Here is a 26,168-nt window from a genome sequence, read left to right as displayed (position 1 = left end):
GCCACCCCTCACCCTTCCCATGCTGCGCATGGGCCCCTTCCCTCTCCCGGGACGGGAGAGGGATATCTCGTGTCAGCACCCTCACCCGCCGAACAGGTCGGCGAAGGCGCGCTTGTTGGCGTCGTCCTCGGCCAGCGCCTTGGCGGGGTCGTAGGGCAGCAGGGTGATCGTCGCCGGATCGGGGAAGCCCGCCGGCGGCTTCACCCCCGGCAGCGCCGGCAGGAAGCCCTGGGCCGAGGCCAGCTCCTGTCCCTCGCGGCTCAGCAGGAAGTCGATGAAGGCCTTGGCCGCCGTCGGGTTTTTCGCGGTGCTGAGGATCGCCACCGGCTCGCTGACCGCGCTGACGCCCTCCTTGGGGAAGACGAAGGCGACGGGGGCGCCCTTCAGATGCTCGCGGATCGGCAGGTAATCGACGACCATGCCGTAGAGCTTCGCCCCGCCGGCCACGTCCTTCAGGATGCCGCCGTTGCCCTTGGCCGCCGTGACGCCGTTGCGCTGCAACGCCTCGTAATAGGCCATGCCCAGCGTCGGCTGCGCCTTGATCGACGCCATGTGGATGGCGGCGGCGCCGGAATAGAGCGGGCTCGGCATCACCGTCGTGCCCTTGGCCTCCGGCTTCAGCAGATCCTGCCAGGACGCCGGCTTCATCGGGGCGGCGGTGTTGTAGACGATGCCGGTGGTGATCAGCTTGGTGCCGAACCAGTAGCCCTGCTGGTCGTGGGTGCCGGGACGGTAGCCGGAAACCGGAGCGTCGGCGTAGGGCTGCAGCCGCTTCTCCGCCTTCAGCGATTCCATCGTCACCGCGTCGGCGATCAGCAGCAGGTCGGGCTGCGGCGCCCCGGCGGTGAACTCGGCGCGCAGCTTGTTCATCAGCTCGGTCGTGCCGTTGCGGATCCACTCCACCTCGACACCGGGGTTCTTCGCCTTGAAGGCCTCCACCGTCTGGCGGGCGTCCGGCTCCAGCTGCGAGGTGTAGAGCACCAGCTTGCCGGTGGCGCCGTCGGCCTGGGCGGCCTGGGAAACGGCGGCTGGGCCGAGCGCCAGCGTCAGCACCGTGGCGAGGGTGGCGAGGAACGCCTTCATCTCTGTCGTCTCCGTTGGATCGGCGGTGAGCTGTGTCTTACGCCAAGCCCGTGACAGGCGCGTGACAGCCGGCGGAATGGCCGGACTAGTCGATCAGCTTCCCGTCCTTGAAGAAGGGATAGGGGCCGTCATAGTCGCCGATCACCGCGGTGTGGCTGACCACGCCGGTGTCGGCGCGCCACATGTGGATCTGATAGCCCGGCGGCTCCATCACGAAGGCTGACGGCGCATCATCGCGCAGGTCGAGCGCCACCTGATGCGCGGTCGACGGCGCCGTCGAGGCGATGGTCCCGGCCCAACGCACCTGGATCGGTCGATGCAGATGCCCGCACAGCACCCGCTCCACTTGGCGATGGCGGCGGACCACGTCGGCCATCGCGTCGGCGCCGTTCAAGCCCAGCCGGTCCATATGGCCGATGCCGGTGGCGAAGGGCGGGTGGTGCTGGAAGACGATGGTCGGCCGCTCCGGCTGCTCCGCCAGCCGCGCGTCGAGCCAGGAGAGCCGCTCGGCACAGACCTCTCCCGCGCCGGAGCCGGGCAGGACGGTGTCCATGGCGACCAGCCGCACCGGCCAATCCTCCACCGTGTAGTGGAAGAAGCGGCTGTCGCCGACGCGGGCCTTGAGGTCGGGAAAGGCTTCGGCAAGACCGGCGCGTTCGTCATGGTTGCCGGGTACGGCGAACAGCGGGATGTCGAGCGGGCGCAGCAGGACGAGCAGCCGCTCATACTCCTCCGCATGGCCGGCATCGACGAGGTCGCCGGTGGCGAGGATCACGTCGGGACGCGGGGTGAGCGCCAGGATTGCGGCGACCGCGCGCTCCAGGAAGGGCGCGGTGTCGACACGGCGGTAGGCGAGGCGGCCGGGGGGCTTGATGTGGGTGTCGGTGATCTGGGCGATGATCATGGTGGGTGGGCCTTGGGCTTAAGTGTTTGATTTGGAGGCGTATGCCCCCTCCCTAACCCTCCCCCGCTAACGCGGGAGAGGGGACTGCCGCCGCTCCTTTGCATCACTCCTGCAAGCATCCTGCCCCCTCTCCCGCCGAAGGCGGGGGAGGGATGGGGAGGGGGCACAGCGTCGCGACGACCAGACTCACGGCACCGCCAGCACCCTTGCCGGATCGACGCGCAGCCAAACCCGGTCGCCGCGCCCCAACTCGCTGCGCCCAAGGGTGTCCACCGTCAGCGCCGGCCCGTCTGCCGGCTCCACCACCAGCCGGGTGCGGTCGCCCAGGAACACGGCGGCGGCGACGGTGCCGCCGAGATGCCCGTCGGCCTCGCCGGCCAGCGCCAGATCCTCCGGCCGCACCAGCAGCTCAACCGCGCCGTCCGCCCCGGACCAGGGCAGCGACGCCGCGCCGATGCTCAGCATCCCACCGCGCGCCAAACCGCCCAGCCGGTTCATCGTGCCGATGAAGTCCGCGACGAAGCCGTCGGCCGGCTGGTAATAGATCTCCCGCGGCGTGCCGACCTGCGCCACCCGCCCCTTGGCCATCACCACGATGCGGTCGCCCAGCGCCATCGCCTCGCCCTGGTCGTGGGTGACATAGACGGCGGTGATGCCCAGCCCGCGCAGCAGCCGGTCGATCTCCAGCCGCAAACTGTCGCGCAGCTTGGCGTCGAGCGCCGTCAGCGGTTCGTCCAGCAGCAGAACGCGCGGCCGCACCACCAGCGCACGGGCCAGCGCCACCCGCTGCCGCTGTCCGCCGGACAGCTGGTCGATCCGCCGCCCGGCGAACTCGCCGAGATGCATCAGGTCCAGCATCTCCTCCACCCGTTGGGCGCGCTCGGGCCGGGCAACTTTGCGCACCTTCAAACCGTAGGCGACGTTCTCCGCCACCGTCATGTTGGGGAACAGGGCGTAGCTCTGGAACACCATGCCGACATTGCGCCGCTCGATCGGCAGGGCGGTGACGTCCTCCTCGCCGAACAGCACGCGGCCGCCGGGATCGGGGCTTTCCAGCCCGGCGATGATGCGCAACGTCGTGGTCTTGCCGCAGCCGCTGGGGCCGAGGAAGACGATGGTCTCGCCGCCGCGGATGGTCAGGTCCAGCGGCTCCAGCGCGCGAGCGCTGCCGGCGAAGGTCTTGCCGCAGCGCTCCAGGCGGATCGGCACGGCGTCGAGGTGGAAGCTGTCGGGCATCTGGAAGTGGCCTCAAACGGACGGACGGCCGCGCTTCGCCAGACCCTGCAACAGGATCAGGCTCGGCACGATCATCACGAAGAAGACGAGGGTGTAGGCGCTGCCGATTTCGATCCGCAGCGAGGCATAGCTGTCGGCCAGCCCGACCGGCAGAGTCTTGGTCAGCGGCGTGTGCAGCAGCCAGGTCAGGTTGAACTCGCCAACCGACAGGGTCAGCACCATCAGCGACCCGGCCAGGATGCCGGAGCGGCAGTTGGGCAGCACCACGGTGGCGAAGCGGCGCAGGAATCCGGCGCCGAGGCTGGCCGCCCCTTCCTCCAGCGTCGTCAGGTCGATGGCGCCCATCACGGCCAGCACGGCGCGGACCATGAAGGGCAGGGTGAACAGCACATGGCCGATCAGGATGAACAGCCAGCTGCTGCGCAGATCCCCCACGCCGCCATAGGTGACGATCAGCGCCAGCGCCGTGGCTAGGCCGGGAATGGCCACCGGCATCATCAGCATCTCCTCCACCAGCCGCGCGATCCGGCCGGGGCGGCGCGCCAGCGCATAGGCAGCCGGAACGCCCAGCACCAGCGTGCAGGCGAGACAGGCGAAGGCGATCTGCAGGGAAAGAAAGATGGTGCCGGAATAGACCCGCAGCACCTCATCGACCCAGCGCAGCGTCAGGCCGCTTTTCAAGCCCACGAAATAATTGGCGGTCAGCCCGGCCAGCATCGACATCACCATCGGCACGGTCAGCAGGGCGCAGACCAGCAGGGTGAAGCCCAATTGCAGCCAGAACCCCCAGCCCCGGCGATTGGAAAGACTGTGCATCGCCCTCATCCCGCCGCCGCGACGGAGGTGCCGGCGACGCTGCGCGCTACCGCCAGGGCCGCCCAGGTGATGAGGCCGAGCAGGACGCTGAGCGCCGCCGCCGCGGCGATGTTCGCCTGGAGCGTGAATTCGGTATAGATGGTCATCGGCAGCACATTGATCCGGGTGGCGAGCGTGAAGGCGGTGCCGAACGCGCCCATCGAGGTCGCGAAGCACAGCGCGCCGGCCGAGATCAGCGCCGGTTTCAGCGCCGGCAGGATCACGTCGGCCACCACGCGCCAGGGGGCTGCGCCCAACGAGCGCGCCGCTTCCTCCAGCCGGGGATCGAGCTTCTCCGCCGCCGCCATCACCGTCAGGATCACGCGCGGGATCGAGAAATAGACGTAGCCGAGGAACAGCCCGGCCATCGAATAGGCGAAGACCAGCTTGCCCCCGGTCAGCGCCTGGGTGATCGTGCCGATCAGCCCCTGGCGCCCGGCCAGCATGATGACCATGAAGCCGATCACCACGCCGGGAAAGGCCAGCGGGAAGGTCAGCAGCGCCACCAGCAGGGCATGGCCTGGAAAATGGTGCCGCACCAGGAACAGCCCGGCGACGGTGGACACCGCCAGCGTCACCAACGTCACCCCCGCCGACAGCGCCAGCGTGGAGATCAGGCTGTCGAGATGGCCGGGATCGACCAGCGTGGTCACATAGGCGCTCCACCCCTCCGCCCCGCCGGCGCCGATCAGGATCAGGCGGACCAGCGGCAGCAGGAAGAAGGCCGCGAACACCGCCGCCGCCGGCGCCAGCAGGGCCGCCAGCCGCAGCGGTTCGCGCGCCCACCCCGGCCCGGCCGACGGACGCGCCGCCGGCCGGTGGGGGAGGGGAGCATCCTGCACGCAGGCGCTCACTTCACCTCCGCCTGATAGCGGTCCATGAAGCCCTTCTGCGCGTCCGCCATGCGCACCATGTCCACCGGCTTGGCGCGGGCGTAATCGGCGGCCGGCAGGAACTTGGCGGCGGTCTCCGGCGACATCGCCTCGGCGCGGACCGGGCGCATGAAGGCGTTGGCCCACAGGGTCTGGCCCTTGTCGGACAGGACGTAGTCCAGAACCTTCTTGCCGTTCTCAGGGTTCGGGCCGTTCTTGACCAGCGCCATCACATAGGGGACCGACACGGTGCCTTCCTTCGGGATGACGAAGGCGACCGGCGCCTTGTCGGTGTATTTGGCGCGGTAGGCGTTGAAGTCATAGTCGATCAGGATCGGAATCTCGCCCGACAGCACGCGGGCGTAGGAGGTCTGCTTCGGAACGATGGGCTGGTTCTTCTGCAGATCCTTGAACCAGCCGATGGCCTTGTCGAAGCTGCCGTAATCGCCACCCAGCGCCTGATTGACCGCCACCGCGCCGACATAGCCGACGGCGGCGCTGGTCGGGTCGAGATAGCCGACCATGCCCGAATAGTCGGGCTTCAGCAGGTCGGCCCAGCTCTGCGGCACCGGCTTGCCGCCCAGCGCCTCGGTGTTGACGAAGAAGCCCAGCGTGCCGCTGTGGATGGCGAACCAGTTGCCGTCGGCGTCCTTCATCCCGTCGGGGATTTCGGCCCAGCCCGCCGGCTTGTAGGGGGTGACGACGCCGGCCGCCTTGGCCTGGATGCCGACCGGCCCGCCGAGATAGACGACGTCGGCCACCGGCTTGTCCTTTTCCGCCAGCATGGCGGCGAGCGACTGGCCGGAGTTCTTGTTGTCGAACGGCACGGCGATGCCGAGATCGGCCTTGATCGCCTTCAACTGCGATGCCCAGTCGGCCCACTCCGGCGGGCAGTTGTAGCAGATGGCGGTCTGCTCCGCCGCCATGGCGGGAGCGACCGTTGCGGAAATGGCGGCAACCAGCGAGACGGCACCGAGGGCGGCGCCGAGCAGGAACGGCTTGAACATGATGGCGTGTGTCTCCGTTCGGGAAGCGCTTAAGAGGATTTTGACGGCGCGGGTCCGAGCGATTCGCCCGGACGCAGGGTGAAGGGCAGCATCACGGCGCGGCCTTGCCGCTCGCCGGAAAAGCCGGTGCGCAAACATTCGAAGGCGGTGGCGCCCATAGCGCGGGCCGGCTGCACCAGCGTGGCGAGGCTGGGCGCCATCAGCCGTCCGACCTCGATGCCGTCGAATCCGCAGACCGACACATCGTCCGGCACCGACAGACCGAGGTCGCGCAGCGCCCGGATGGTGGCGAGCGCCAGCATGTCGTTGGAGGCGAACAGCGCCGTCGGCCGCTCCGGCCCTTCCAGATGCGGGGCCAGCCGGTGGGCCAGCCGCGATTCGTTGAAATCGACCTCCACCACCGGCCCCGGCGGCAACCCGGCATCGGCCAGCGCCGCCAGCCAGCCGGCATGGCGCCGGCGCGAGCGGTCGGACTGGCGGAAGCGCCCGACGATCATGCCGATGCGCCGGTGTCCCAACTCCGCCATCCGCTCCACCACCGCGCGGGAGGCGGCGACATTGTCGACCGACACATGGGCACGCGGCGCCCGTTCCGGCTGGTTGTAGGCCAGCACATAGGGCAGCCGCACCTCGTCCAGCGTGTCGAGCGAACCGCTGCGGTCGGCATCGGCGACGGTCAGCACCAGCCCTTCGACCCGGTTCGACAGCAGCCCTTCGATGGCGCGCGATTCGCGGGCCGGATCATAGTCGGTGGAGGCGATCAGCACGCTGTACCCGACCTCCGCCGCCGCGTCCTGGATGCCGGCGACGCTTTCGGCGAAGACGGGATTGGTCAGCGACGGCACCAGCACGCCGACGGTGCGGGTGCGCGCCGCCTTCAGGCTGCGCCCGATGGTGCTGGGCCGGAAGGACAGGTTGGAGGCGGCGGCGCGCACCTTCTCCATGGTTTCCGGCGTGGCGTTGCCGCTGCCGTTGAGGACGCGCGACACGGTGGCGATGGACACCCCGGCGAGCGCCGCCACGTCGCGGATCGTCGCCACCCGGTCCATGGTCCGGCGGTCCATCGCCCTCCCGTCCGTAATCCTCATGCCGCCCCGCACCATCCGCAGCCCTTGTTCCCGGCGCCGGCCGATCCGGCGTGGGCGCAGAGTGGCGACGGCGTGTTGCAATCGCGTGACGCCGTGAAAACGGTTTCGTGAAGAATGGAAACGTTTCCATTCGGGCTTATCGCAGGAGCGCGGCTCTCCGAAGGCAGCGGTCATGGGGATCGGAACGGTGTCCGCAAGCCGTCGAAAAAACAGCGATTTTAGTGTTTGCGTCCCCGCAGACCTTAGGCTATGTTGCGCCTCCACCAGCGATGGACCCGTAGCTCAGCTGGATAGAGCGCTGCCCTCCGAAGGCAGAGGTCATGAGTTCGAATCTCGTCGGGTCCGCCACGAATTCAAGGGCTTAGCCGTTTCATCGGCTAAGCCCTTTTCGTTTTGTCCTGCGCCATGCCCGGGTGCAGATGCGATCCTGGTCCCGGTCGGTTGCGTGTGGCAAAAGGCTTCGTGCAGGGGGCTGAAGCGTCAGTTCAGGGTGAAACAAGTAATTCTGGGTATTTGTGCTTCGATAAGATGACGTGATCTTCGGATAGCTCCAGAGGGGTGCCGAGCATCGGCGTGCCATTCCCATGCCTCGCCAAAAGATGCCCGCATTCGGTGGCCGCAGCCCTCTGATAAGACAGGATGAACACTCGCACGGCAGATGTAAGCGTTGCTTCCGAATTTGATGGATCGGAGTTGCGCTTGTAGATCATCGTCAGCATCCTGTCGCGGGTCAAGCATTCCCGCAAGCAGATTTCATCGAGTATTTCCCAATACACACGCTCCATATTCATGGACGTACGATGACCATTGATCACAATGTTCTTCAGGATTGGGTCATACAAGCCCATATTTCCGACACCTCCGATCACAAATGCGGCTCTGCTGCTTGATGCTGTAGTATGACGTCTGGATATGCCATGGTACCCTCGCCAGTGGCGGTACCGTGCTGCACGGATGCAGCACCAAGGCCTGTCTGGGAAATGGGGAGGAACCGATGACGACGGACCTGACCACGCTGCGCATGCTGCTGGCCTTGTCCGAAGGCGGCTCGACCTACAACGCCGCCGCGGCTCTCGGCGTGGATGCCGCGACCATCAGCAGGCGGATGGCGGTATTGGAGCGCAAGGCCGGAGTGCCGCTCTTTGTGAAACGGCCGACGGGCACGGTCTTCACCGACGCAGGCCTGAAACTCCTCGGCACGGCCGAAGCTGCAGTCGTTGCCGTCACCAATTTCGACCTGCTGCTGGAGACCATCGCGAACAGGCATGCGAAGCCGGTCACGATTTCGGCGCCGGAGGGGATCGGGTCGTATTTGCTGACGCCGCAACTCGCCGGCTTCGCCGATACGCCGACGCCGATCCGTTTTCCGCAGGACGCTCTGCCGCAGGTCAGCATCCTGCCCATGGAGTCACGCGCGGACATAGAGATCATCCTCGTCCACCCCGGCTGCGACATCCACCGGCAGGGCGAGTACAAAGCGCGGAAGCTGGGCGTGATGCGGTTCCTGCCCGTGGTGGCGAAAAGCTACCTCGCCAAGAACGATGCCCCGACCAACTTCAGGGAATTGGGAAAGGCCCCGCTCCTCAACCACTTGATCTACTCGAACCACCCATCCTTCGCGCGGTGGGCGGACATCGCGCACGGCAGCGCGAACGGACCGCTGGTCAATGTCAGCACCAGTTCCGCCCTCCATCGCGCGGTTCTCACCGGCCGCGGGATCGCGCTGCTGCCCGACTTCTCTGAGGAGATCGACGATCTGGTCGCGGTTCTGCCGATCGGCGAGCGCATCGGCATAGAGCTGTGGGCCGTTGCCACACCCGAATCCCTGAAACTCCCGACCATCAAGCGCGCCTGGGACGTGATCGGGACGGCCTTCGTCAACTCGCCCTGGTTCAACTGAAAATTCACCCCCCTCACTGGTCCTGCCGCACCTGTGCGTGGTTGATCAGTGCCACCATCCCGACGCCGCCCAGCACGTTGCCGATCAGCGACGGCAGCAGGAAGCCGAAGGCGTAACGGTCCCAGCCGATCTCGCCGGACATGGCGGCGAAGGACACCTCGACCGATCCGGCGATGACGTGGGCGAACTTGCCCAGCGCGATCAGCCAAGTCAGGGCGACGATGACGAAGAAGCGCGCCTGCCCGACCGACGGCGTGATCCAGACCAGCAGCGCGATCAGCCAGCCCGCCAGCACCCCGTGCAGCAGCGTCGTCGTGAATCCGGACCGCACCGCCGTCGTGCCCAACTCGACGAAGGCGGCGCGCAGTTGCGGGGAGAAGGCCTCCGTCCCGGCGGCGAAGGCGGAGAACAGCAGCGTGCCGACGATGTTCGCGGCGAAGACCAGCGCCCACAGCCGCACCACCTTCATCAGGGTATGGGTCGACCAGCGATGCAGCAGCGGCAGGATCACCGTCAGCGTGTTTTCGGTGAACAGCTGCTGGCGCCCCAGGATGACGATCAGGAAGCCGAAGCAATAGCCGAAGCTGGCGATCAGCGGCCGCCACGGCTCGTCCGGCAGATGGGTCGTCATCAGCGCCTCGCCCACCATCGAGAAGCCCATCGACAGCCCGGCCGCCAGACCCGACCACAGCAGAGAGGAGGTCGGGCGCTTCAGCTCCTCCTGCCCCTCCAGGCGGATGGCCTCGTGCAGGATCAGCGCCGGCGGGTTGGAGCGTTCCTTGACCTCGTCCCGCTCGTCCTGGTTCAGACGGGTATCGCTGGCGTCGGGCACGGGCGGAACCTCCGATAAAGGGCTGACCAAAGAGAAAAGGGAACGTCCCGCGGGGGCGTTCCCTTCGATATCCATTACGCGTTTGGGCGGGAGACGGGCGGGGCGGGCAATCGCATGCCGGTCAATCGCATGCCGGTCAATGGCGCGCCGCCTTATGGTCGCCATGCTCGCGCTTTTCCGCGGTGTCGCGGCCGATCAGCTTGTTGAAATTCGAATCCTCCTCGTAGAGCAGCGCGAGCTTGGAGTCCTCGAACTGCTGGAAGAATTCGTTCCAGTCGATTTCCTCCAACTCGCCATGGTCGGACTGGCGGGCCTTGGGGAACATCAGGCGCAGCAGGCCGACGCCGGTCTTGCGGCTTTTCTTGCCGGCGCCATGCGCCTCGTCATGGGTGCTGCGGACGACGGCCGGCTTGCCGCCGTGGCTTTCGGCCCAGCGGCGGATCTCGTCGTGGTCGGTGGTGGTCTTGGCCATGTGGTCCTCCGAATCGGTATCCTGGCGGGTCGGTGTCCTGGCAGGATGCGTTCCCGTACCAGAACAGCCGTCACCGGAAGGCGTTGCGTTTCGGACGGAATCCGGAAGGTCTCAGCCCTCGTCCTGCAGCCGCGCGATCAGCGCCGGCACTTCCGCCGCCGGGACCGGGCGCGAGAACAGATAGCCCTGGGCCTCGTGGCAGCCCAGCCGGCGGACGGCGTCGAGCTGGGTTTGCTCCTCCACCCCCTCGGCGGTGATGACGATGCCCAAACTGCGGCCCATCCCGGCCACCGCCTGCACCACGGCGGTGGAGCCGTCGCAGCGCGGCAGGTTGGCGACGAAGCTGCGGTCGATCTTCACCTTGTCGAAACGGAAGCGGCAGAGATAGCCCAGCGCCGAATAGCCGGTGCCGAAATCATCCATGACGATCCGCGCGCCCAGCGCCCGCAGCTCGCGCAGGGTGCCGAGATTGGCGTCGTCGTCCTGCAGCAGGACGGATTCGGTGATCTCCAGCTCCAGCCGCTCCGGCGCCAGCCCGGTGTCGGCCAGCGCCTGGCGCACCGACTCCACCAGCCCCTTGTCGCGGAACTGGACGGAGGACACGTTGACGCTGATCCCGATGCCGTCGGGCCAGCGCGTCGCCTCGCGGCAGGCCTCGCGCAGGGCCCACTCGCCGATCGGGCCGATCAGTCCGGTTTCCTCCGCGACGGGGATGAAGTCAGCGGGGCGGATCAGGCCGCGGCCGGGACGGCGCCAGCGGATCAGCGCCTCAAACCCGCGGATGCGGGACTCGCCGGTGCAGACCAGCGGCTGGTAATGCAGCTCGAACTCGCCCTGCCGCAGCGCCTCGTGCAGGCCCAGCTTCAGGTCGTGGAAGGATTTCAGCCGCTCCGCCATTTCGGGCGCGAAGAAGCGGTGGGTGTTGCGGCCGTCGGCCTTGGCGCGGTAGAGCGCGATGTCGGCCGCCTTCAGCAGCGCATCGGCCTCGACGCCGTCGCGCCGGGAAAGGGCGATGCCGATGCTGGTGCCGGTCCGGACCTGGGCGCCGTCGATCTCGATCGGCTCGGCCAGCGCCGAGATGATGCAGCGGGCGAGATCCTCCGCCTCCGCCGGTCCCCACAGGTTGGGCTGCAGGACGGCGAACTCGTCGCCGCCGAAGCGGGAAACGAGGTCGGCGGCGCCGATGCAGCCGCGCAGCCGCTCGGCGACCTGCCGCAGCAGCGCGTCGCCGGCATGGTGGCCCAGCGTGTCGTTGACGGCCTTGAACTGGTCGAGGTCGATGTAATGGACCGCCATCACGCCGTCTGCGGGCGCCTCGCGCAGGGCCTGCTCCAGCCGCTCCTGGAAGTAGAGCCGGTTGGACAGGCCGGTCAGCGAATCCAGCCGGGCGAGTTGGGCGATCTTCTCCTGGGCGGCGCGCCGCTCCTCCTCCACCCGCCGGCGTTCGGTGACGTTGCGGAAGAAGACGGACAGTCCCTGAGCGGTCGGGAAGGCGTGGATTTCCGTCCATTGGCCGAGAGCGGTGACGAATTCCTCGAAGACGACGGGCGTCTGGTCGGCCATCGCCTTGCGGAACAGGCTGCGGCTCTCGGTCTGCTGTGGGAAGGCGCCAAAGAAATCATCGCCCAGCCGGATGCCCTGGCCCGCATGGACGGCGGCGGCGGTCGGGTTGCGGTAGGTGATGTGCCAGTCGCGGTCGACGAACACCACGGCGTCGGTGGTGCTTTCCAGCACGCCGGACAACAGCGCGGTGGTCTCCTCCAGCGCCTGCCGGGCGAGCTGGATGTCGGTGACGTCGCGGGAGATGGCGAGCAGCCGCTGCGGCCGGCCGTCGGCGCCGGGCAGGGGGCAGACCAGATTGTCCCACCATTTCGGCGTGCCCTTGGCCGTCGGACAGAAGCCGAGGAAACGGCCGGTGCCGCCCCGCTTCGCGATGTCGATCGACGCGCGCAGCTGCGGCCTGCGCTCTTCCGGCCAGTTGGCCTCCCAGGGCTGGTTCTTCAGGCACTCGAAGCTGTCCAGCTCCATCAGTCGGACGCCGGGGATGTTCATGAAGGTCAGCCGCCCCTCCATGTCCAGCACCTTCACGCATTCCGGGATATTGTCCAGGATCTGGCGGGCGTAGCTTTCGCTCTCCCGCAGGGCCGCCTCGGTCAACTTGCGTTCGTGGATATCCTCGGTCGAGCCGTACCAGCGGACGACCCGGCCGGTCGCATCGCGGCGTGCGGTGGCGCGCGCGCGGAACCAGCGGTAACTGCCGTCCGCCATGCGGATGCGCTTTTCGTTGTCGATGCGGATTCCGGTGGCGATCGCGTCGGCCCAGTTCTGCCGGGTGCTGTTCAGGTCGTCGGGATGGACGGCGCGCATCCAGCCATGCCCCAGCGTCTCCTCATGGCTCAGCCCGACCAGGGCGCGCCAGCGCGATGAAACCTCCAGAAGGCTCCCGTCGGCATCGAGGGTGAAGGGGAATTGCGGGTTCAGCTCGACCGAATGGCGGTAATGGTCCTCGCTCTCGCGCAGGGCGTCTTCGGCAAGGCGGCGTTCGTGGATGTCCTCGTCGGTTCCATGCCACTGGACGATGCGTTCCGCCGCGTCGCGCTGGGCGGCGGCGCGGCGGCGGAACCAGCGATACGCGCTGCCCGGCTCTCCGTCCCCGGCGACACGCAGGCGCAGGTCGATCTCCAGCGCGGCACCGCCGGTCAGGCTGCAGGTCCAGGCGGCCTCGAAGGGCGCGCGGTCGTCGGGGTGGAGCGCCGCGATCCAGCCCTGCGGCGTCGCGACGTCGGCCGCGCTGAGACCGGTGCGCTCGCGCCAGCGACGGGTGGTGCGCGGCATGCCGTCCGGGGCGCCGTACCATGGATACAGGTCGCTCAGTTCCAGCGTCTGGCGGCGCAGCTCCTTGAAGTGGCGCAGCTCGGCCTCGCACCGCCGCAAGGCGGTCCGGTCCTCCACGATGCAGAGCAGGGCGGCGCCGTCCCCATTTCCATCGCTGTGAGGATGCAGGCTGGCGACCAGCGCCCGCTCCGCACCGGTGAGGGGACCGGTCAGGACGATGTCCTCCACCACCGTGCCGGCCAGGGCGAGCGATGCGGCGGCGAGCAGCGCGTCCTCAGCCTCCGGCCAGACATCGGTGAAGGGAAGTCCCGTCGCGGCGGTCGCGGGAAGTCCCGCCAGCGCGCCCATGCGCCGGTTCATCCGCAGGCAGCGGAGCTGGCGGTCGAGGAACGCAATCCCCACCGGGATCGCGTCGTAGATCGCGTTGATCCGCGCTGGCTTGCGGTCCGGGAGCCAGTCGAACTCGGCGCTCAGGGTTTGGTGCATTGTCCCGGATCGATAAGGATGGCGACGTCCGGCGTGAAGACGGCCGGATCACACGATTATTCCTGTATCGCCGAAGAAAAAGTTAATGGCGGATGGCGGTTCTTGCCAATCCAGTCGCGGTAATTGTGAAGCATTTCCAGAACATCGGTGGCCGGTATCGGCTGTTTTCAAGGGACTCCATAGGGGAAAACCCCAATACTCACTCGGCGGCGTCTGACTGTGACAAAAGCTGCGGTGTGGTCCCGGCGTCGACGAAGCGGCTGCGGATTTCCAGCATGGCGTCGAGCCGGTCGAGGAAGACCGTCACCAGATCCGGGTCGAAATGGCGGCCGGCCTGCTCGCGCATGTGGGCGACGACGGCCTCCAGCGGCCAGGGCTCCTTATAGGGGCGCGCGGACAGCAGGGCGTCGAACACGTCGGCGATGGCGACGATGCGGCCGGACAGCGGGATGTCGGTGCCGCTCAGCCCTGCGGGATAGCCGGTGCCGTCCCATTTCTCGTGGTGGGTCCCGGCGATCTCGGCGGCAAGGTCGAGCAGGGGCAATCCGCTGCCGCCCAACAGCCGCTGGCCGATGACCGCATGCTGGCGCATGGTCACCCATTCCTGGGCGTCGAGCCGCCCGGCCTTCAACAGCACATGATCGGGAATGCCGATCTTGCCGATGTCGTGCAGCGGTGCCGCCTCCAGCAGCTGTGCGGCGAACCCCGGCGCGCAGCCGGCCGACAGGGCCAGATGATGGGCGATCTGCGCCATGCGCGCCACATGCTGGCCGGTCTCGTTGTCGCGGAACTCCCCGGCGCTGCACAGGCGGCGGATGATCTCGCGCTGGGTCGCCTCCAGCTGCAGGCGGGCGGCCTGCAACTCCATGTTGGCGATGCGCAGGGCGGCGGCCTCGCGCGCGGCGGCGGCGGAGATCCGGCGGTCGGCGGCGGTGGAGACCAGCGCCAGCAGCAACAGGCCGAAGGTGCCGATCGCCACTGCGGCGGCCAGCGGTCCGCTGGACACCCCATCCGCCAACGGGCCATCCGCCGGCATCAGCATCGGGTCGACCTGCACCACCAGGGCGGCCATGCCGGTGTAATGCATGCCGCAGACGGCGACCGCCATCACCAGGGCAGCCAGCACGCGGTCGCGCAGACGGTGGTGGATGCGGGTGGACAGCCACAGCCCCGCGGTCGCCGCCGCCATGGCGATGGCGACCGACAGGCTCCACAGTCCGGGCTGGTAGGCGATCCGGGCCGGCAGCACCATCGCCGCCATGCCGAGATAATGCATCGCCGCCACCCCCAGCCCGACGATGCTGCCGGCCGCCGCGATCGCGGCCGGCGACCGGCGGCCCTGGATGATGCGGAAGCCGATGGCGACGAAGGAGACCGACGTCACCAGCGACAGCAGGGTCTTCACCGGGTCGTAGGCGACGGGCGTGTCGATGGTCAGCGCCAGCATGGCGATGAAGTGCATCGCCCAGATGCCGCCGCCCAGCGCCGCCGCGGCGCAGCCCTGCCACATGATGCGGGCGATCCCGGCGGTCCGGTGCATCCGCTCCGCCATGTCGAGCGCGGAGTAGGAGGCGAAGGCGGCGACGGCATAGGACAGCGCCACCAGCCAATGGTCATGGGAGAACGGTAGGCCGGACGCCGACGTGAAACAAAGCCCGGCCAGTTCGATCGACATCCAACAGCTCTCCTGCAACACCCGACCGCCGGTCTTCCTGATTGCCCGCTCCACCGGACGGCTTCAAGAAGGGGGAAACCCCGACTGCGGTGGTCGGGCACCGGCTGGCACCCGGCAACGTTCGGTAGTTAGCTAAAAAGCTATCTTTATTTGATCGATGTCAAGGCCACAGAAGTCGATAGGCCGCAAGGCCGAGCAATCATATGTTTGGTGCTTTGCCAAGCCGCCCTTTGTTCGGATCGGAAGCTTGGCGGCCTGCGAAAGGTGCAATTCGAACCGGGGGCAGGGTGGCCGGAAAGCCGCACTGCCCCGGTTGGATTTAGCTCCCGACTCAGGCGTCGGCGAAGGCCATCGGCTGGCGCTCGCGGTCATCGCGCTCGCGGTTCGGACGGCTCGGCGGCTCGACCCAGGCGATGCGCAGGACGTTGGTCGATCCCGGCATGCCGAACGGCACGCCGGCGGTGATGACCAGCCGCTGCCCCTCTTCGGCCAGCCCGTGGACATAGGCCAGCCGGGCCGCCTTGTGCACCATGTCGGAGAAGCTCTGCACATCCTCCGTCAGCACCGCGTGGACGCCATAGGCCAGCACCATCCGCCGTGCAATGGCGGGGTTTTCCGTCAGGCAGAGGATCGGCACCTCCGGCCGCTCGCGCGCCGCCCGCAGCGTGGTGGAGCCGCTGGTGGTGTAGGTGGCGATGGCCGCCGCCTTCACCGTATGGGCGACCTGCCGGGCGGCGGCGGTGATGGCGTCCGATTCCGTCTGTTCCGGATCGGCATGCTGGGCGTCCATCAGCCCGCGATACAGCGGATCGCCTTCCACCCGCCGCGCGATGCGGTCCATGATAGACACCGCTTCCACCGGATAGTCACCCGACGCGGTCTCCGCCGACAGCATGACGGCATCGGCGCCGTCGAACACCGCGGTGGCGACGTCCGACGCCTCGGCCCGCGTCGGGGCGGGGGCGGAGATCATCGATTCCAGCATCTGGGTGGCGACGATCACCGGCTTGCCGGCCATGCGGGCGGCGCGGATGATGCGCTTCTGGATCGACGGCACATCCTCCGGCGGCATCTCGACGCCCAGGTCGCCGCGCGCCACCATCACGCCGTCCGACATCTCGACGATGCGGTCCAGATGCTGGATCGCCTGCGGCTTCTCCAGCTTCGACAGCAGGGCGGCGCGGCCGGCGATCAGCTTGCGCGCCTCCGCCACATCCTCCGGCCGCTGGACGAAGCTCAGCGCCACCCAGTCGACTCCCTGGTCGAGCGCGAAATCCAGGTCGGCGCGGTCCTTGGGCGTGAGCGGCGACAGCGGCAGCACCACGCCGGGGACGTTGACGCCCTTGCGGTCCGACAGCTTCGTCCCCGACACCACCACGGTCTCGGCGAAATCGGCGCCGCAGGCGGTCACCCGCAGCCGGACCTTGCCGTCGTCCAGCAGCAGTTCGGCGTCCGGAACCAGGGCGGCGAAGATCTCCGGATGGGGCATACCGACGCGGCGGGCGTCACCCGGCTCCGCCAGCAGGTCGAGGCAGAAGGATTGGCCGGCGGTCAGCGTCACCGGCCCGTCGGCGAAGCGGCCCAGCCGCAGCTTCGGCCCCTGCAGGTCGGCCATGATGGCGATGGGGCGGCCGGTCTCCTCCTCCCGCGCGCGGATGGCGCGGACGCGCTCGCCATGGTCCTGGTGGCTGCCGTGGCTGAAATTCAGGCGGAAGACGTCGACGCCGGCCTCGAACAGGCGGCGGATCATCTCCGGCGAGGAGGAGGACGGACCCAGCGTGGCGACGACTTTCGTCTGCCGGTACCGGCGGATCGGTTTGGCGGTGTTCATGGCGATAGTGACTCCGAGGGGAGGATGGGGGCGGGCGGCGTGGCGCCGCCTCAGGCGACCCCGAACCGATAAACGATGGACCCGGCGGACCATTGGCCGGGACGCAGCACCGTCGACGGGAAGGACGGGATGTTGACGGCGTTGGGAAATTTCGACGGCTCGGCGCAGAAGGCGCTGTGCTTGGTGTAGAGGATGCCGCCCTTGCCGACGTCCCGCGGAGCTTTGCCCTCCAGGAAATTGCCGGTGTAGAGCTGCAGACCGGGTTCGGTCGACAGCACCTCCAGCGTCCGGCCGCTGGCCGGGTGCAGGAAGCGGGCATGAAGGACCGGCGCCGGCCCGGCTTCCGCCTCCCCTGGCGGCTTGTCGATCACATAATGCAGGTCATAGCCCTTGCCGAGCGCCAGCATGGGGTCGTCGGCGTCGATGCGGGCGCCCAGCGCCGCCGGAGTGCGGAAGTCGTGCGGGGTGCCGGTGACGTCCACGATCTCCCCCGTCGGCACCGCGGTCTCGCCGAGCGCCAGATAGCGGCCGGCATGGACGGTGGCGACATGGTCGAGGATCGACGATCCCAGATCGCCCGACAGGTTGAAGAAGGTGTGGTCGGTGAAGTTGGCGATGGTGGTCTTGTCGGTCGCCACTGCGGTCCAGGCGATGGTCAGGGCGTTGTCGTCGCCGACCGTATAGACCAGCCGCAGCGGCAGGGTGCCGGGAAAGCCCTCCTCGCCATCCTGGAAGACATAGGTCAGTTCCAGGCTGGCCTCGTCCAGCTGCCGGGCGTCGAAGACGCGGAAGCGCGAGCCGCGCTGGCCGCCATGCAGGGTGTTGGGCGGGCTGTTCACCGTGGCCTGATGGGCGACGCCGTCCAGCGTGAAGCGCCCGCCGTCGATGCGCCCGCAATAGCGCCCGATGAAGGACCCCATCGACGCCTGCCCGCCCATCACGCCCTCGATCCCGTCATAGCCCTGGACGACATCGCCCAGCGTGCCGTCGCGGTCGGGGACCAGGACCTGCTCGATCTTGGCGCCGTAGTTGGTGATGCGCACCACCATGCCGCGGCGGTTGCGCAGGGTGAACAGATCCACCGGCTTGCCGTCGATGGTGGCGGAGAAATTCTCACGCTTGAGGTCGGTCGCCATGGTCCAGGCATCCCTGTGGAAGTGGTCAGTAAAAACCGAGAAGCAGCAGCCCCAGGATCATCACCACGCGCAGGAGCAGCGCCGTCTCCAATGGATCCGCGGTCATGATGGAGCCTCACCGGATGGATCGTGAGATTATTATACTAATATATCAGCGTGAAAGGCAAATCGCATTAGCAGCCCGAACTCCCGCCGGACAGTTTGCCGCAGGCCGGGAAAGCCGTGCATGATGCCGAGACGCCAATGCCCCTCGGCCGTCATTCCCAACAGGATGGAAATGGCGGAGGAGGGGTGTTGGCCGGGATCCTGCCGGTGTGCTTGTCTGGCAGGGCTTACTTGGTCTTGGCCGGCGTCCAGGCGCCCCATTCCTCGGGCGTCAGCTTGCCGTCCTTGTTCTTGTCGAACTGATCGAACCGGGCGCCGCGGCGCGCCTTGGCGACGTCGGTCATCGAACCGGGACCGCCGCGCGGCGCATCGACGAACTCCTTCCGGCTGATGGCGCCGTCCTTGTCGGTGTCGAGCTGGTCGAACATCTGCTGGTGCATCGCACCGGTGCCGCCCACGCCCTTACCCGGCCCCATGCCCTGGCCCATTCCTTGGCCGCCCATACCCTGACCACCCATTCCCTGGCCACCCATTCCCTGACCCATGCCGGGACCCGGCCCGGTCTGGGCAAGAGCGGAGCCGCCAACCAGCAACCCGGTGCAAAGCGCAGCAATGAGGAAGCGTTTCATCGGAACCTCCCGTCGGAAATCAGCACCCCCACTGCGATATTAGCCCCCTCTGATAAAAGGGCGAGCGCGCCAGCTTGTCGCAGATCCGGGGCCAGCGGAGCCTTGGATTTGGAATGCGCCCAACACGCAGCGCAACGCCCTGAACCGGCCCGATTCCGTGACGCAACGGTGTCGGTCGACGCATGGCCGCGATGCCCCCGGCGCAAGGCCGCGCGCCCGTCACGCCGCCGGCAGCCGCAGCGTCGCGCGCAGCCCGCCCAGCGGCGATGCGCCGAGCTGGATGTCGCCGCCATAGAGCCGCGCCACATCCCGCACCACCGCAAGGCCGAGCCCGGTCCCCGGCGTGCTCTCGTCCAGCCGCACCCCCGGCTCCAGCGCCGCCTCGCGGCAGTCGTCGGGCAAGCCGGGGCCGTCGTCGTCCAGCGTGACGGACAGCATGCCGCCAACCTCCACTCGGCCCGTCACATCGACCCGGCCGCGCGCCCATTTGCAGGCATTGTCCAGCAGGTTGCCCAGCATCTCGTCCAGATCCTCGCGCTCGCCGGCGAACAGCAGGCCGTCGGCGGCATCGACGCGGATGTCCAGCCCCTTGTCCGAATGCAGCTTGCGCATCACCCGTGCCAGCGCCGCGACGCAGTCCGGCACCGGCGTGCTGATGCCCGGCACACCGCGGGCGGCGGCGGCGCGGGCGCGGGCCATGTGATGATCGACATGCCGACGCATCAGCTCCACCTGCCGGACCATCGCCGCCCCCACCTCGCGCGCGTTGCGCTCGTCCAGCGTGGCGGCCTCGTTCGCCAGCACCGCGAGGTTGGTTTTCAGCGCATGGGCCAGATTGCCGGCCTGCAGCCGTCCGCGCCCGACGGTTTCCTCCGCATGGGCCAGCAGCGCGTTCAGATCCTCCACCAGCGGCCGGATCTCCGTCGGCATCGCCACGTCGAAGCGCTTCTTCCGCCCGGCCCGCACCTCGACCAGCGCGCCGCGCAGGCGTGACAGCGGCCTCAATCCGATCTGCACCTGGATCAGTGCCGCAACAATCAGCGCCGCCGCCAGCACCGCCAGCGACAGCGCCAGCGTGGCGTTGAAGGCGCGGGTGACGCCGGCCAGCTCGGCCCGGTCGGCGGCCACGGCGATGCGGATCGGCTCCGCCCGCTCAGGCAGCAGGACGAAGCGCTCCAGCACGAACAGCGACTGGTTCGCCGGCCCGGTCACGTCGTGCCGGTGCAGCACCCCATCCTCCACCCGGTCGTCGGGCAGGGTCAGCACGCTGTCCCACAGCGAGCGCGAGCGCAACTGCGCGTCCCCGCTTTCTCCCACCTGCCAATACAGGCCCGACAGCGGCCGGCGGAAGCGCGGGTCGCTCAAGGGCTGGCGCAGCGCCGGCCTGCCGTCCGGGCCGATCTCCAGCACTGCCGCCAGCTGTTCCAGATGGTTGCTGAGTTCCGCCTCGAAGCGCTGGCGGACATGGGTCTGGAACAGGTCGGCGATAATCCATCCCGCCAGCATCAGCGCCAGCGCCACCCATACGGCTGCGCCGGCCAGCAGCCGGAAGCGCAGCGACTCCGTCCATCTCATCGCCCGCTCCTATGCCCTGTCCTTACGGCTCGTCCGCCCGGTATCCCAGCCCGCGCACCGTCTTGATGATATCGGTCCCCAGCTTGCGGCGCAGGCGTCCGACGAAGACCTCGATGGTGTTGGAATCGCGGTCGAAATCCTGGGCATAGACATGCTCGATCAACTCGGTGCGCGACACCACCTGCCCCTTGCGGTGCATCAGGTAGGACAGCACCCGGTATTCGAAGGCGGTCAGCTCGATCGGCTCGCCATCCACCGTGACCCGTCCGGTTCGGGTGTCGAGCACGACGCCGCCGCAGGCGATCTCGGCGGTGGCATGGCCCTTGGCGCGGCGGATCAGCGCGCGGACGCGAGCCAGCAGCTCCTCCATGCTGAAGGGCTTCGCCAAATAATCGTCGGCGCCGGCGTCGATGCCCTGCACCTTCTCGTTCCAAGCGTCGCGCGCGGTCAGGATCAGCACCGGCACGGCCATGCCCGCCCGCCGCCACGACCGCAGCACCGTCAACCCGTCGACCTTCGGCAGCCCCAGATCCAGGATCACCGCGTCATAGGGCTCCGTCTCGCCCAGGAAGCGGCCCTCCTCGCCGTCGGCGGCGGTATCGACGGCATAGCCTTCGCCCTCCAGCCGCTGTTTCAGCTGCCGGGCCAGTTCCGGCGTGTCCTCCACCACCAGCACGCGCATGGCCTTATCTCCCTTCGCCGTGGAACCGGTGGCGGCCCCTGGTCCGCAGCAGTTCCCCCGTGGCGGCGTCATAGTCCAGCTTCAGGATCCGGCCGTCCGGCGCGATCAGCTTCAGTTCATAGTGGAAGCCGTCCTCCTCATCCTCCAGATCGACGTCGAGCACGTCGCCGCCGAACTGCTGCTTGGCGCTCTCGACGATCCGCTCCAGCGGCAGGATGCGCCCCTCCCGCAGCGCGTCGCGGGCGCGCTCGTGGTCGTCGCCGGCATGGGCGCCGGTCCCCGCCGCGAACAGCAGGATGGGGAGAAGGAGCAATGCGGGACCGGTCCTCATGATCGACCTCTCTGTCTGAACAGCATCGCGCACCGGGGCCGCGCGATCGAACCAGCATATCGTCGCATCCCTGAACCGCCGCTGAATGGTCCCCGAATGGCAGCTGAATGGCCCTTGAGTGCTGGGGGCATCGCTTTTTTTCATCCTGAACGGCGGATGAACGGCCCGTTCAGGCTCGGCTCAGCCACGGTGAGGCAGAGTGCGGTTCATCGGGCGCTTCGACGCTCTCCTCCGCACCACGGGTGATGCCATGTTGAAAGCCGTTTCCCTCGCCGCCCTCCTGACCGCCACCCTCGCGACCGCCGGTACTGCCGCTTTCGCCGGCGACCACCACCGCGGCGCGGCCATCCAGCCGACCAGCCCGCAGCCGATCGCCGATGTGGTGAAGGCCGGCGGCGGCACCGTGACCGGCACCGTGGAGAAGGTCGCGGCGAACTGGTTCGTCATGACCGACGGCAGTGACCGCATCGACGTCGCCAGCCGCGGCTTCCTGCCCGACGGCATCCAGAGCGGCGACCAGATCACCGTCGTCGGCGGTGTCCGCCAGGGCGCGATCCAGGCCGGCCAGATCATCCGCCAGGACGGCACCGCCTTCGGCCGCGACGCCATGGGCAAGCATGAGGGTGGTCGTCACGGCCGTGATGGCGGCCGTGATGGCGGTCGCGACAGCGACCGCGACGACGACTGACCGGAGCCGCGGAGCCGGCCGGTGATCCGCTCCCGGTCCGCTCCGCCACCCCCGTCCACCCCCGAACCGGGTCCGCGCCATGCTGAAGAAGATGATCCTCCACACCCTGCTGACGGCCGTGGTCGTCGGTGCCCTCGCCACCGCCTATCAGGCCAGGGCGGACGGCGCCTCCGGCGTCGCCGCCCTGCTGACCGGCGGCCTTACCCACGACGCCAGCCACGACGACTGAGTCGCCTATGGAAAGGGAGACCGCCATGTCCGCCTGCAAGCCGATAGCCCGCAAACCTTCCCGCGCCGAGATGACCGCCCTTCTGGCCTTCCACGCCATCGTCTCGGGCGCGTTCATCGTCTCCTATCTCACCGGCGACGAGGACACCTACGGCATGCATGTCTTCTCCGGCTATGCCGTCCTTGGCGTCATCGGCCTGCGCGTGGCGGCCGGCGTGCTGGCCCCGGCGGGAAGCCCGTTGCGCCTCCCCCGACCCTCGTTGACGGCGGTTGCCGGATGGCTCCGCCGCCTGTTCACCGGCGATGCGAAGGCGAGGGCGGAGCGCAGCCCGCTGACCGCCTGGATGTCCGCCGCCCTTCTGATCGGCGTCGGGATCGCAGCGGCTACCGGTGCTCTCGCCGACTTCTTCGTCAAGGTTGAGCATCTGCACAAGGAGATCGGCGAGGCCTCCCTCTTCCTCATCCTGGCGCACATTGCCCTGGTCTTCGCGCTGCACGGCCTGAAGCGGATTCCGTCCGATATCGCGTCCCGCTGCACCGCGTGGCTGTCCACCATTTCCAACCGGGTGATCCCATGAGACTTGCCAAACCGATCCTCCTCCTCGCCGCCGCTGTGTCCTTGGGCGCCGGGGTCGCCCTGGCGGCGTCCGGCGATCCGGAGCGTGCCCGCATCCTCGACGGCTATGCCGCCCAGGCGAAAGCGCAAACCCCCGGCTTCGCCGGCTTCTCGGCGGAGCGTGGGCGCGCGCTCTATCTCGGGCCGCATGCCGGCGGCAAGGTGGCCGACACCCCCGGCTGTGCCAGCTGTCACACCCGCGATCCGGCCGGAACCGGCCGCCATTACAAGACCGGGCGCGACATCCTGCCGATGGCGGTGTCGGCCAATCCCAAGCGCTTCACCGATCCTGCCGAGGTCGAAAAGCGCTTCGAGCGCGACTGCGTCAACGTCCTCGGCCGCGCCTGCACGGCGCAGGAAAAGGGCGACTTCATCACCTTCCTGTCGAACCAATAGCGAGCCGCCGATGTCCCCCAACCGCAGCCTCCGCCCGCTTACGGGCATCGCCGTGCTCGCCATGTTCGCCGTGACCGCCGGTGCCGCTTTGGCCAGCGAGTTCGAACGGGTGCGGCCGGTCACCCACGCCGCCACCCAGAAGGAATGCGGCGAATGCCACATGGCCTATCAGCCGGGCCTGCTCCCGGCGGCGTCCTGGAACCGCATCATGGACGGCCTGCAGGACCATTTCGGCGAGAATGCCAGCCTGCCGGCCGACACCGCCGCGGCCATCCGCAACTATCTGACGCAGAATGCCGGCAGCGGCGACGGCCGGCTGATCCGCATCACCGAACAGCGCTGGTGGCTGCACAAGCACGATTTCTCGCCGTCGATCTGGACGCGCAAGTCGGTCGGCGCCAAGAGCAACTGCGAAGCCTGCCACCGCACCGCCGCGCAGGGCCTCTACGAGGACGATTGAGCCGGCTTACAGCGGACGCAGGCGCCCGATCAGCCGCGGACTGTCCCAAGTCGGCTGCCGGTCCTCGATCACCACGCGGTGGGGCAGGGGCGTGTCGCTCTCCACCGCCACCTCGACCCAGCGGGGGACCAGTTCGTTGTTGACGTCGTCCAGAATGGCGACGGCCAGCGCCTCCAGCCCATCGGCGTAGCCGGCGAACTCCACCAGATAGGCGACGACCGACGCCGGGTCGGGCACCAGCAGGTCCGGCACCAGCCGCAAGGTCAACCGCACCCCCGGCAGCGGCTCGCCACGCAGTTCCACCAGGAAGTCGTGGCGGGCGTCGGGGGAGGGGCGGGTGGTCAGACGCTCGCGCCTCATGCCGACACCCCCAATCCTGCCTGCCCGGCGCGGGTCAGCTTCACCCAGCTGCGCGCCCCCGACTGGAAGGACAGGCCGCCGGTATAGCCGACGGCCCGCACGCTGTCGGCGAAGACCTGGATCAACTCCACCCGCAAGTCCGGCGGCAGGGCGGCATGGCTGCGCAGGATCAGGTCGAAATGATTGGGCCGCACCAGCCCGTCCAACTGCATCGGCCCGAAGCGGCTGAGGTCCAGATCGATGACGAAGCGGCTGCCCGGCTTCGACCGTTCCTTGCCGCCGCCCTCCTCGTCCTCCTTCAGCGGGTGGACATGCAGCTTGATCGGCTTCGGCCCATTGGCGTCCATCAGCGGGATGGTGTAGCTGCGCCAGTCGCCCGGCAGCGGTTCCGCCGCCTCGCGCCGCAGACCGTCGAAATCCTTCTCCAGCCGTTCCAGCAGATCGCGGCGGCCCGCCTTGTCCAGGGCGATTGCCGCGTCGTCGCCCAGCCAGCCCTGCGCATCGCCGCCGCGCATCGCCGCCAGGAAGAAGCCGATCGCGGCGGTCAGCTTGCGGTTCGGCTGCGGCATCGTCGCCAGCATCGACTTGGCGAGCGCCGGATCGGCCGCCGCCAGCGTCTCCATCAGCTGCCGCATCGCCGGCCAGTTGCGCCCGTCCAGCGGACCCGGCGGGCCGGGCAGGGTGGGGGCCGCCGCCAGCGTCGCCTGGGCGAGGTCGGCCAGCGCCGCCGTCACCTTGGCCCCCGGCGGCAGGCTTGCCGGAACGTTCAGCGCCAGCATGCCCTGCTTGGTCGCCAGGATCGGCTGCCCCTGCGGCGTGCTGCCGGCCACCGTGCCGCGCAGGATGGGCGTGTCGGGCGGCAGCGCCGCCTCGTCCGGCTGGGGGAGGGGCAGTGGAGTTGATTGCCCGGCGGATTGCTGGCCCGGCTGGTTTCCGGCCTGCCCGTTGCGTCCGCCGGCCTCCGGATCGCCGGGCGGGCGCGGCTGTTGCGGCGGTGGGGTGACGGTCAGGATCTTCAGCGCCACTGTGGCGCCGCGCGGCAGGTCGGGCGGTTCGGGATTGCCGGCGGTCTCGCCGGGCTGGTTCGGCATCGTCGGCGTTTCGGCGCCGGGATGGGCCGCGTCGCCGCCCAGCTGGACCGGCGTGCCGAAGGTGGCGCTGCCGCCGCCCATCGTCGGGGCGGGTGTCGGTGAACCGGCCATCGAAGAACCAGCCATCGGCGCGGCAGGGGTTCCGGCAGCCGGAGCCTCGGGCTTCGTCGAACCGGCCGGGCCGGGCGTGCCCGCAGCCGGCGTGGCCGGCGTGCCCTGCGACGGCGTCGCTGCGGGAGCCAACGGCTTGGCGCCCGACCCGCCGGCCAGCACCAGCGCCGGTACGACGGTGCCCGGCAACAACGGCGGCAGGTTGGTCGGGACGGTCGCGCCTGTCGGGGTGGGCAGCAGGACGGTGGGCGCCGCGCTGCTTCCGGCTGTCGGGGTCGGTGCCGTCCCGCCGGTCTGCGGCGCGGCCGGGCCGCCCACGGCCGGATTTCCCAAGGATTGCAGCAGGATCAGCGCCGTTGGCTTGGCCGGCAGGGCTGTGGTGGGCGCCCCCGTCGAGGGCGTGCTTCCCGGTGTGATCTGCACCGTGACCTGCTTGTCGGGCGGCAGCTCCGCCGCGCTGTCGAGCAGCAGTTCGCCCGCCGCCGTGCGCACGCGGGTCAGGCCATCCGGCGTCTGGCCGGCGACGGTGCCGGTCAGCACCACCGGGCGGGTCACTTCCGGCAGCCGTTCGGGAAGCTGGACGACCGTTGCCTCGGCGGTGACGGGGGCGGGCGCGGCGGGGGCTGCCGCGGCGGTGGCGGCGGCAGGCGTGACCGATGGTGGGATCGCCCCGCCCATCCTTGT

The 26,168-nt window shown here is 68.8% G+C and carries 26 protein-coding genes and 1 tRNA gene; 7 read left to right on the top strand and 20 right to left on the bottom strand.

What is annotated here, in order from left to right:
* Positions 1–81: 81 nt before the first annotated feature.
* From TSO5_RS00200 to TSO5_RS00170, 7 genes are all read right to left on the bottom strand, one after another.
* Positions 82–1,083, bottom strand: coding sequence for an ABC transporter substrate-binding protein (locus tag TSO5_RS00200; RefSeq protein ID WP_109149726.1), 1,002 nt, complete (start codon positions 1,081–1,083; stop codon positions 82–84).
* Positions 1,084–1,168: 85 nt separating this feature from the next.
* Positions 1,169–1,987, bottom strand: a complete 819-nt coding sequence (locus TSO5_RS00195; protein WP_109149725.1) for a phosphodiesterase — start codon at positions 1,985–1,987, stop codon at positions 1,169–1,171.
* Positions 1,988–2,173: 186 nt separating this feature from the next.
* Positions 2,174–3,223: an ABC transporter ATP-binding protein gene (locus TSO5_RS00190; protein WP_109149724.1), complete on the bottom strand. Its 1,050-nt coding sequence runs from the start codon at positions 3,221–3,223 to the stop codon at positions 2,174–2,176.
* Between the two features lie 12 nt (positions 3,224–3,235).
* Positions 3,236–4,039 (bottom strand): ABC transporter permease subunit, encoded by an 804-nt coding sequence (locus tag TSO5_RS00185; RefSeq protein WP_109149723.1) that lies wholly within the window; start codon positions 4,037–4,039, stop codon positions 3,236–3,238.
* 5 nt (positions 4,040–4,044) lie between these two features.
* Entirely contained in the window at positions 4,045–4,932 is an 888-nt protein-coding gene (locus tag TSO5_RS00180) for an ABC transporter permease (protein ID WP_247870503.1), read from the bottom strand.
* Positions 4,929–5,957 carry an ABC transporter substrate-binding protein gene (locus TSO5_RS00175; RefSeq protein ID WP_109149722.1) on the bottom strand — a complete coding sequence of 343 codons (1,029 nt, stop codon included), beginning with the start codon at positions 5,955–5,957 and terminating at the stop codon, positions 4,929–4,931. The genes TSO5_RS00180 and TSO5_RS00175 overlap by 4 nt, the downstream gene beginning before the upstream one ends.
* A 29-nt stretch (positions 5,958–5,986) precedes the next feature.
* A complete protein-coding gene (locus TSO5_RS00170; protein WP_247870502.1) occupies positions 5,987–7,021 on the bottom strand; it encodes a LacI family DNA-binding transcriptional regulator in 1,035 nt (344 codons plus the stop codon).
* 295 nt (positions 7,022–7,316) lie between these two features.
* Here TSO5_RS00170 and TSO5_RS00165 point away from each other — a divergent pair.
* A tRNA-Arg gene (locus tag TSO5_RS00165) sits at positions 7,317–7,393 on the top strand.
* A 137-nt stretch (positions 7,394–7,530) separates the two neighbouring features.
* Here TSO5_RS00165 and TSO5_RS00160 read toward each other — a convergent pair.
* A complete protein-coding gene (locus TSO5_RS00160) occupies positions 7,531–7,893 on the bottom strand; it encodes a ribbon-helix-helix domain-containing protein (protein WP_109149720.1) in 363 nt (120 codons plus the stop codon).
* 146 nt (positions 7,894–8,039) lie between these two features.
* Between TSO5_RS00160 and TSO5_RS00155 the strand changes: the two genes are divergently transcribed.
* Positions 8,040–8,945 carry a LysR family transcriptional regulator gene (locus tag TSO5_RS00155; RefSeq protein WP_109149719.1) on the top strand — a complete coding sequence of 302 codons (906 nt, stop codon included), beginning with the start codon at positions 8,040–8,042 and terminating at the stop codon, positions 8,943–8,945.
* Positions 8,946–8,958: 13 nt separating this feature from the next.
* Here TSO5_RS00155 and TSO5_RS00150 read toward each other — a convergent pair whose 3' ends face one another.
* From TSO5_RS00150 to TSO5_RS00105, 10 genes are all read right to left on the bottom strand, one after another.
* Positions 8,959–9,777, bottom strand: coding sequence for a formate/nitrite transporter family protein (locus TSO5_RS00150; protein ID WP_247870501.1), 819 nt, complete (start codon positions 9,775–9,777; stop codon positions 8,959–8,961).
* 136 nt (positions 9,778–9,913) lie between these two features.
* Positions 9,914–10,249 (bottom strand): hypothetical protein, encoded by a 336-nt coding sequence (locus tag TSO5_RS00145; protein ID WP_109149717.1) that lies wholly within the window; start codon positions 10,247–10,249, stop codon positions 9,914–9,916.
* A 111-nt stretch (positions 10,250–10,360) separates the two neighbouring features.
* Positions 10,361–13,570, bottom strand: coding sequence for an EAL domain-containing protein (locus TSO5_RS00140; RefSeq protein ID WP_109149716.1), 3,210 nt, complete (start codon positions 13,568–13,570; stop codon positions 10,361–10,363).
* 199 nt (positions 13,571–13,769) lie between these two features.
* Positions 13,770–15,245, bottom strand: a complete 1,476-nt coding sequence (locus TSO5_RS00135; RefSeq protein ID WP_109149715.1) for an MHYT domain-containing protein — start codon at positions 15,243–15,245, stop codon at positions 13,770–13,772.
* A 331-nt stretch (positions 15,246–15,576) separates the two neighbouring features.
* Positions 15,577–17,076, bottom strand: a complete 1,500-nt coding sequence (pyk, locus tag TSO5_RS00130; RefSeq protein ID WP_109149714.1) for a pyruvate kinase — start codon at positions 17,074–17,076, stop codon at positions 15,577–15,579.
* Positions 17,077–17,126: 50 nt separating this feature from the next.
* A complete protein-coding gene (locus tag TSO5_RS00125; RefSeq protein WP_109149713.1) occupies positions 17,127–18,212 on the bottom strand; it encodes an aldose epimerase family protein in 1,086 nt (361 codons plus the stop codon).
* Between the two features lie 332 nt (positions 18,213–18,544).
* Positions 18,545–18,946, bottom strand: a complete 402-nt coding sequence (locus TSO5_RS00120; RefSeq protein WP_109149712.1) for an EF-hand domain-containing protein — start codon at positions 18,944–18,946, stop codon at positions 18,545–18,547.
* A gap of 219 nt (positions 18,947–19,165) precedes the next feature.
* Positions 19,166–20,521 carry a sensor histidine kinase gene (locus TSO5_RS00115; protein WP_109149711.1) on the bottom strand — a complete coding sequence of 452 codons (1,356 nt, stop codon included), beginning with the start codon at positions 20,519–20,521 and terminating at the stop codon, positions 19,166–19,168.
* 22 nt (positions 20,522–20,543) lie between these two features.
* Entirely contained in the window at positions 20,544–21,203 is a 660-nt protein-coding gene (locus TSO5_RS00110) for a response regulator transcription factor (protein ID WP_109149710.1), read from the bottom strand.
* A gap of 4 nt (positions 21,204–21,207) precedes the next feature.
* Positions 21,208–21,534, bottom strand: a complete 327-nt coding sequence (locus tag TSO5_RS00105; protein WP_247870500.1) for a PepSY domain-containing protein — start codon at positions 21,532–21,534, stop codon at positions 21,208–21,210.
* A 250-nt stretch (positions 21,535–21,784) separates the two neighbouring features.
* On the opposite strand from TSO5_RS00105, the gene TSO5_RS00100 reads away from it, so the two are divergent.
* The 5 genes from TSO5_RS00100 (at position 21,785) to TSO5_RS00085 (ending at position 23,922) form a co-directional block, all read left to right on the top strand.
* Positions 21,785–22,222 (top strand): cytochrome c maturation protein CcmE, encoded by a 438-nt coding sequence (locus tag TSO5_RS00100; RefSeq protein WP_146203654.1) that lies wholly within the window; start codon positions 21,785–21,787, stop codon positions 22,220–22,222.
* A gap of 79 nt (positions 22,223–22,301) precedes the next feature.
* Positions 22,302–22,451, top strand: coding sequence for a hypothetical protein (locus TSO5_RS32510; RefSeq protein ID WP_158282322.1), 150 nt, complete (start codon positions 22,302–22,304; stop codon positions 22,449–22,451).
* A gap of 25 nt (positions 22,452–22,476) precedes the next feature.
* The gene (locus tag TSO5_RS00095) at positions 22,477–23,028 is read left to right on the top strand and encodes a hypothetical protein (RefSeq protein ID WP_109149708.1); all 552 of its coding nucleotides are present in this window, start codon (positions 22,477–22,479) and stop codon (positions 23,026–23,028) included.
* Positions 23,025–23,462, top strand: coding sequence for a DUF1924 domain-containing protein (locus TSO5_RS00090; protein WP_109149707.1), 438 nt, complete (start codon positions 23,025–23,027; stop codon positions 23,460–23,462). The genes TSO5_RS00095 and TSO5_RS00090 overlap by 4 nt, the downstream gene beginning before the upstream one ends.
* A gap of 10 nt (positions 23,463–23,472) precedes the next feature.
* Positions 23,473–23,922, top strand: coding sequence for a diheme cytochrome c (locus TSO5_RS00085; protein ID WP_109149706.1), 450 nt, complete (start codon positions 23,473–23,475; stop codon positions 23,920–23,922).
* 6 nt (positions 23,923–23,928) lie between these two features.
* Here TSO5_RS00085 and TSO5_RS00080 read toward each other — a convergent pair whose 3' ends face one another.
* Complete coding sequence (locus TSO5_RS00080) at positions 23,929–24,282, bottom strand: hypothetical protein (RefSeq protein WP_109149705.1); 354 nt, start codon at positions 24,280–24,282, stop codon at positions 23,929–23,931.
* Positions 24,279–26,162, bottom strand: a complete 1,884-nt coding sequence (locus tag TSO5_RS00075) for a hypothetical protein (protein WP_109149704.1) — start codon at positions 26,160–26,162, stop codon at positions 24,279–24,281. Before TSO5_RS00075 ends, TSO5_RS00080 begins: the two co-directional genes overlap by 4 nt.
* Between the last annotated feature and the right edge of the window lie 6 nt (positions 26,163–26,168).

The organism is Azospirillum sp. TSO5 (genome assembly GCF_003116065.1).
In the GTDB taxonomy this organism is placed as follows: Bacteria; Pseudomonadota; Alphaproteobacteria; order Azospirillales; family Azospirillaceae; genus Azospirillum.
This window is presented reverse-complemented; position numbering and strand designations above follow the sequence as displayed.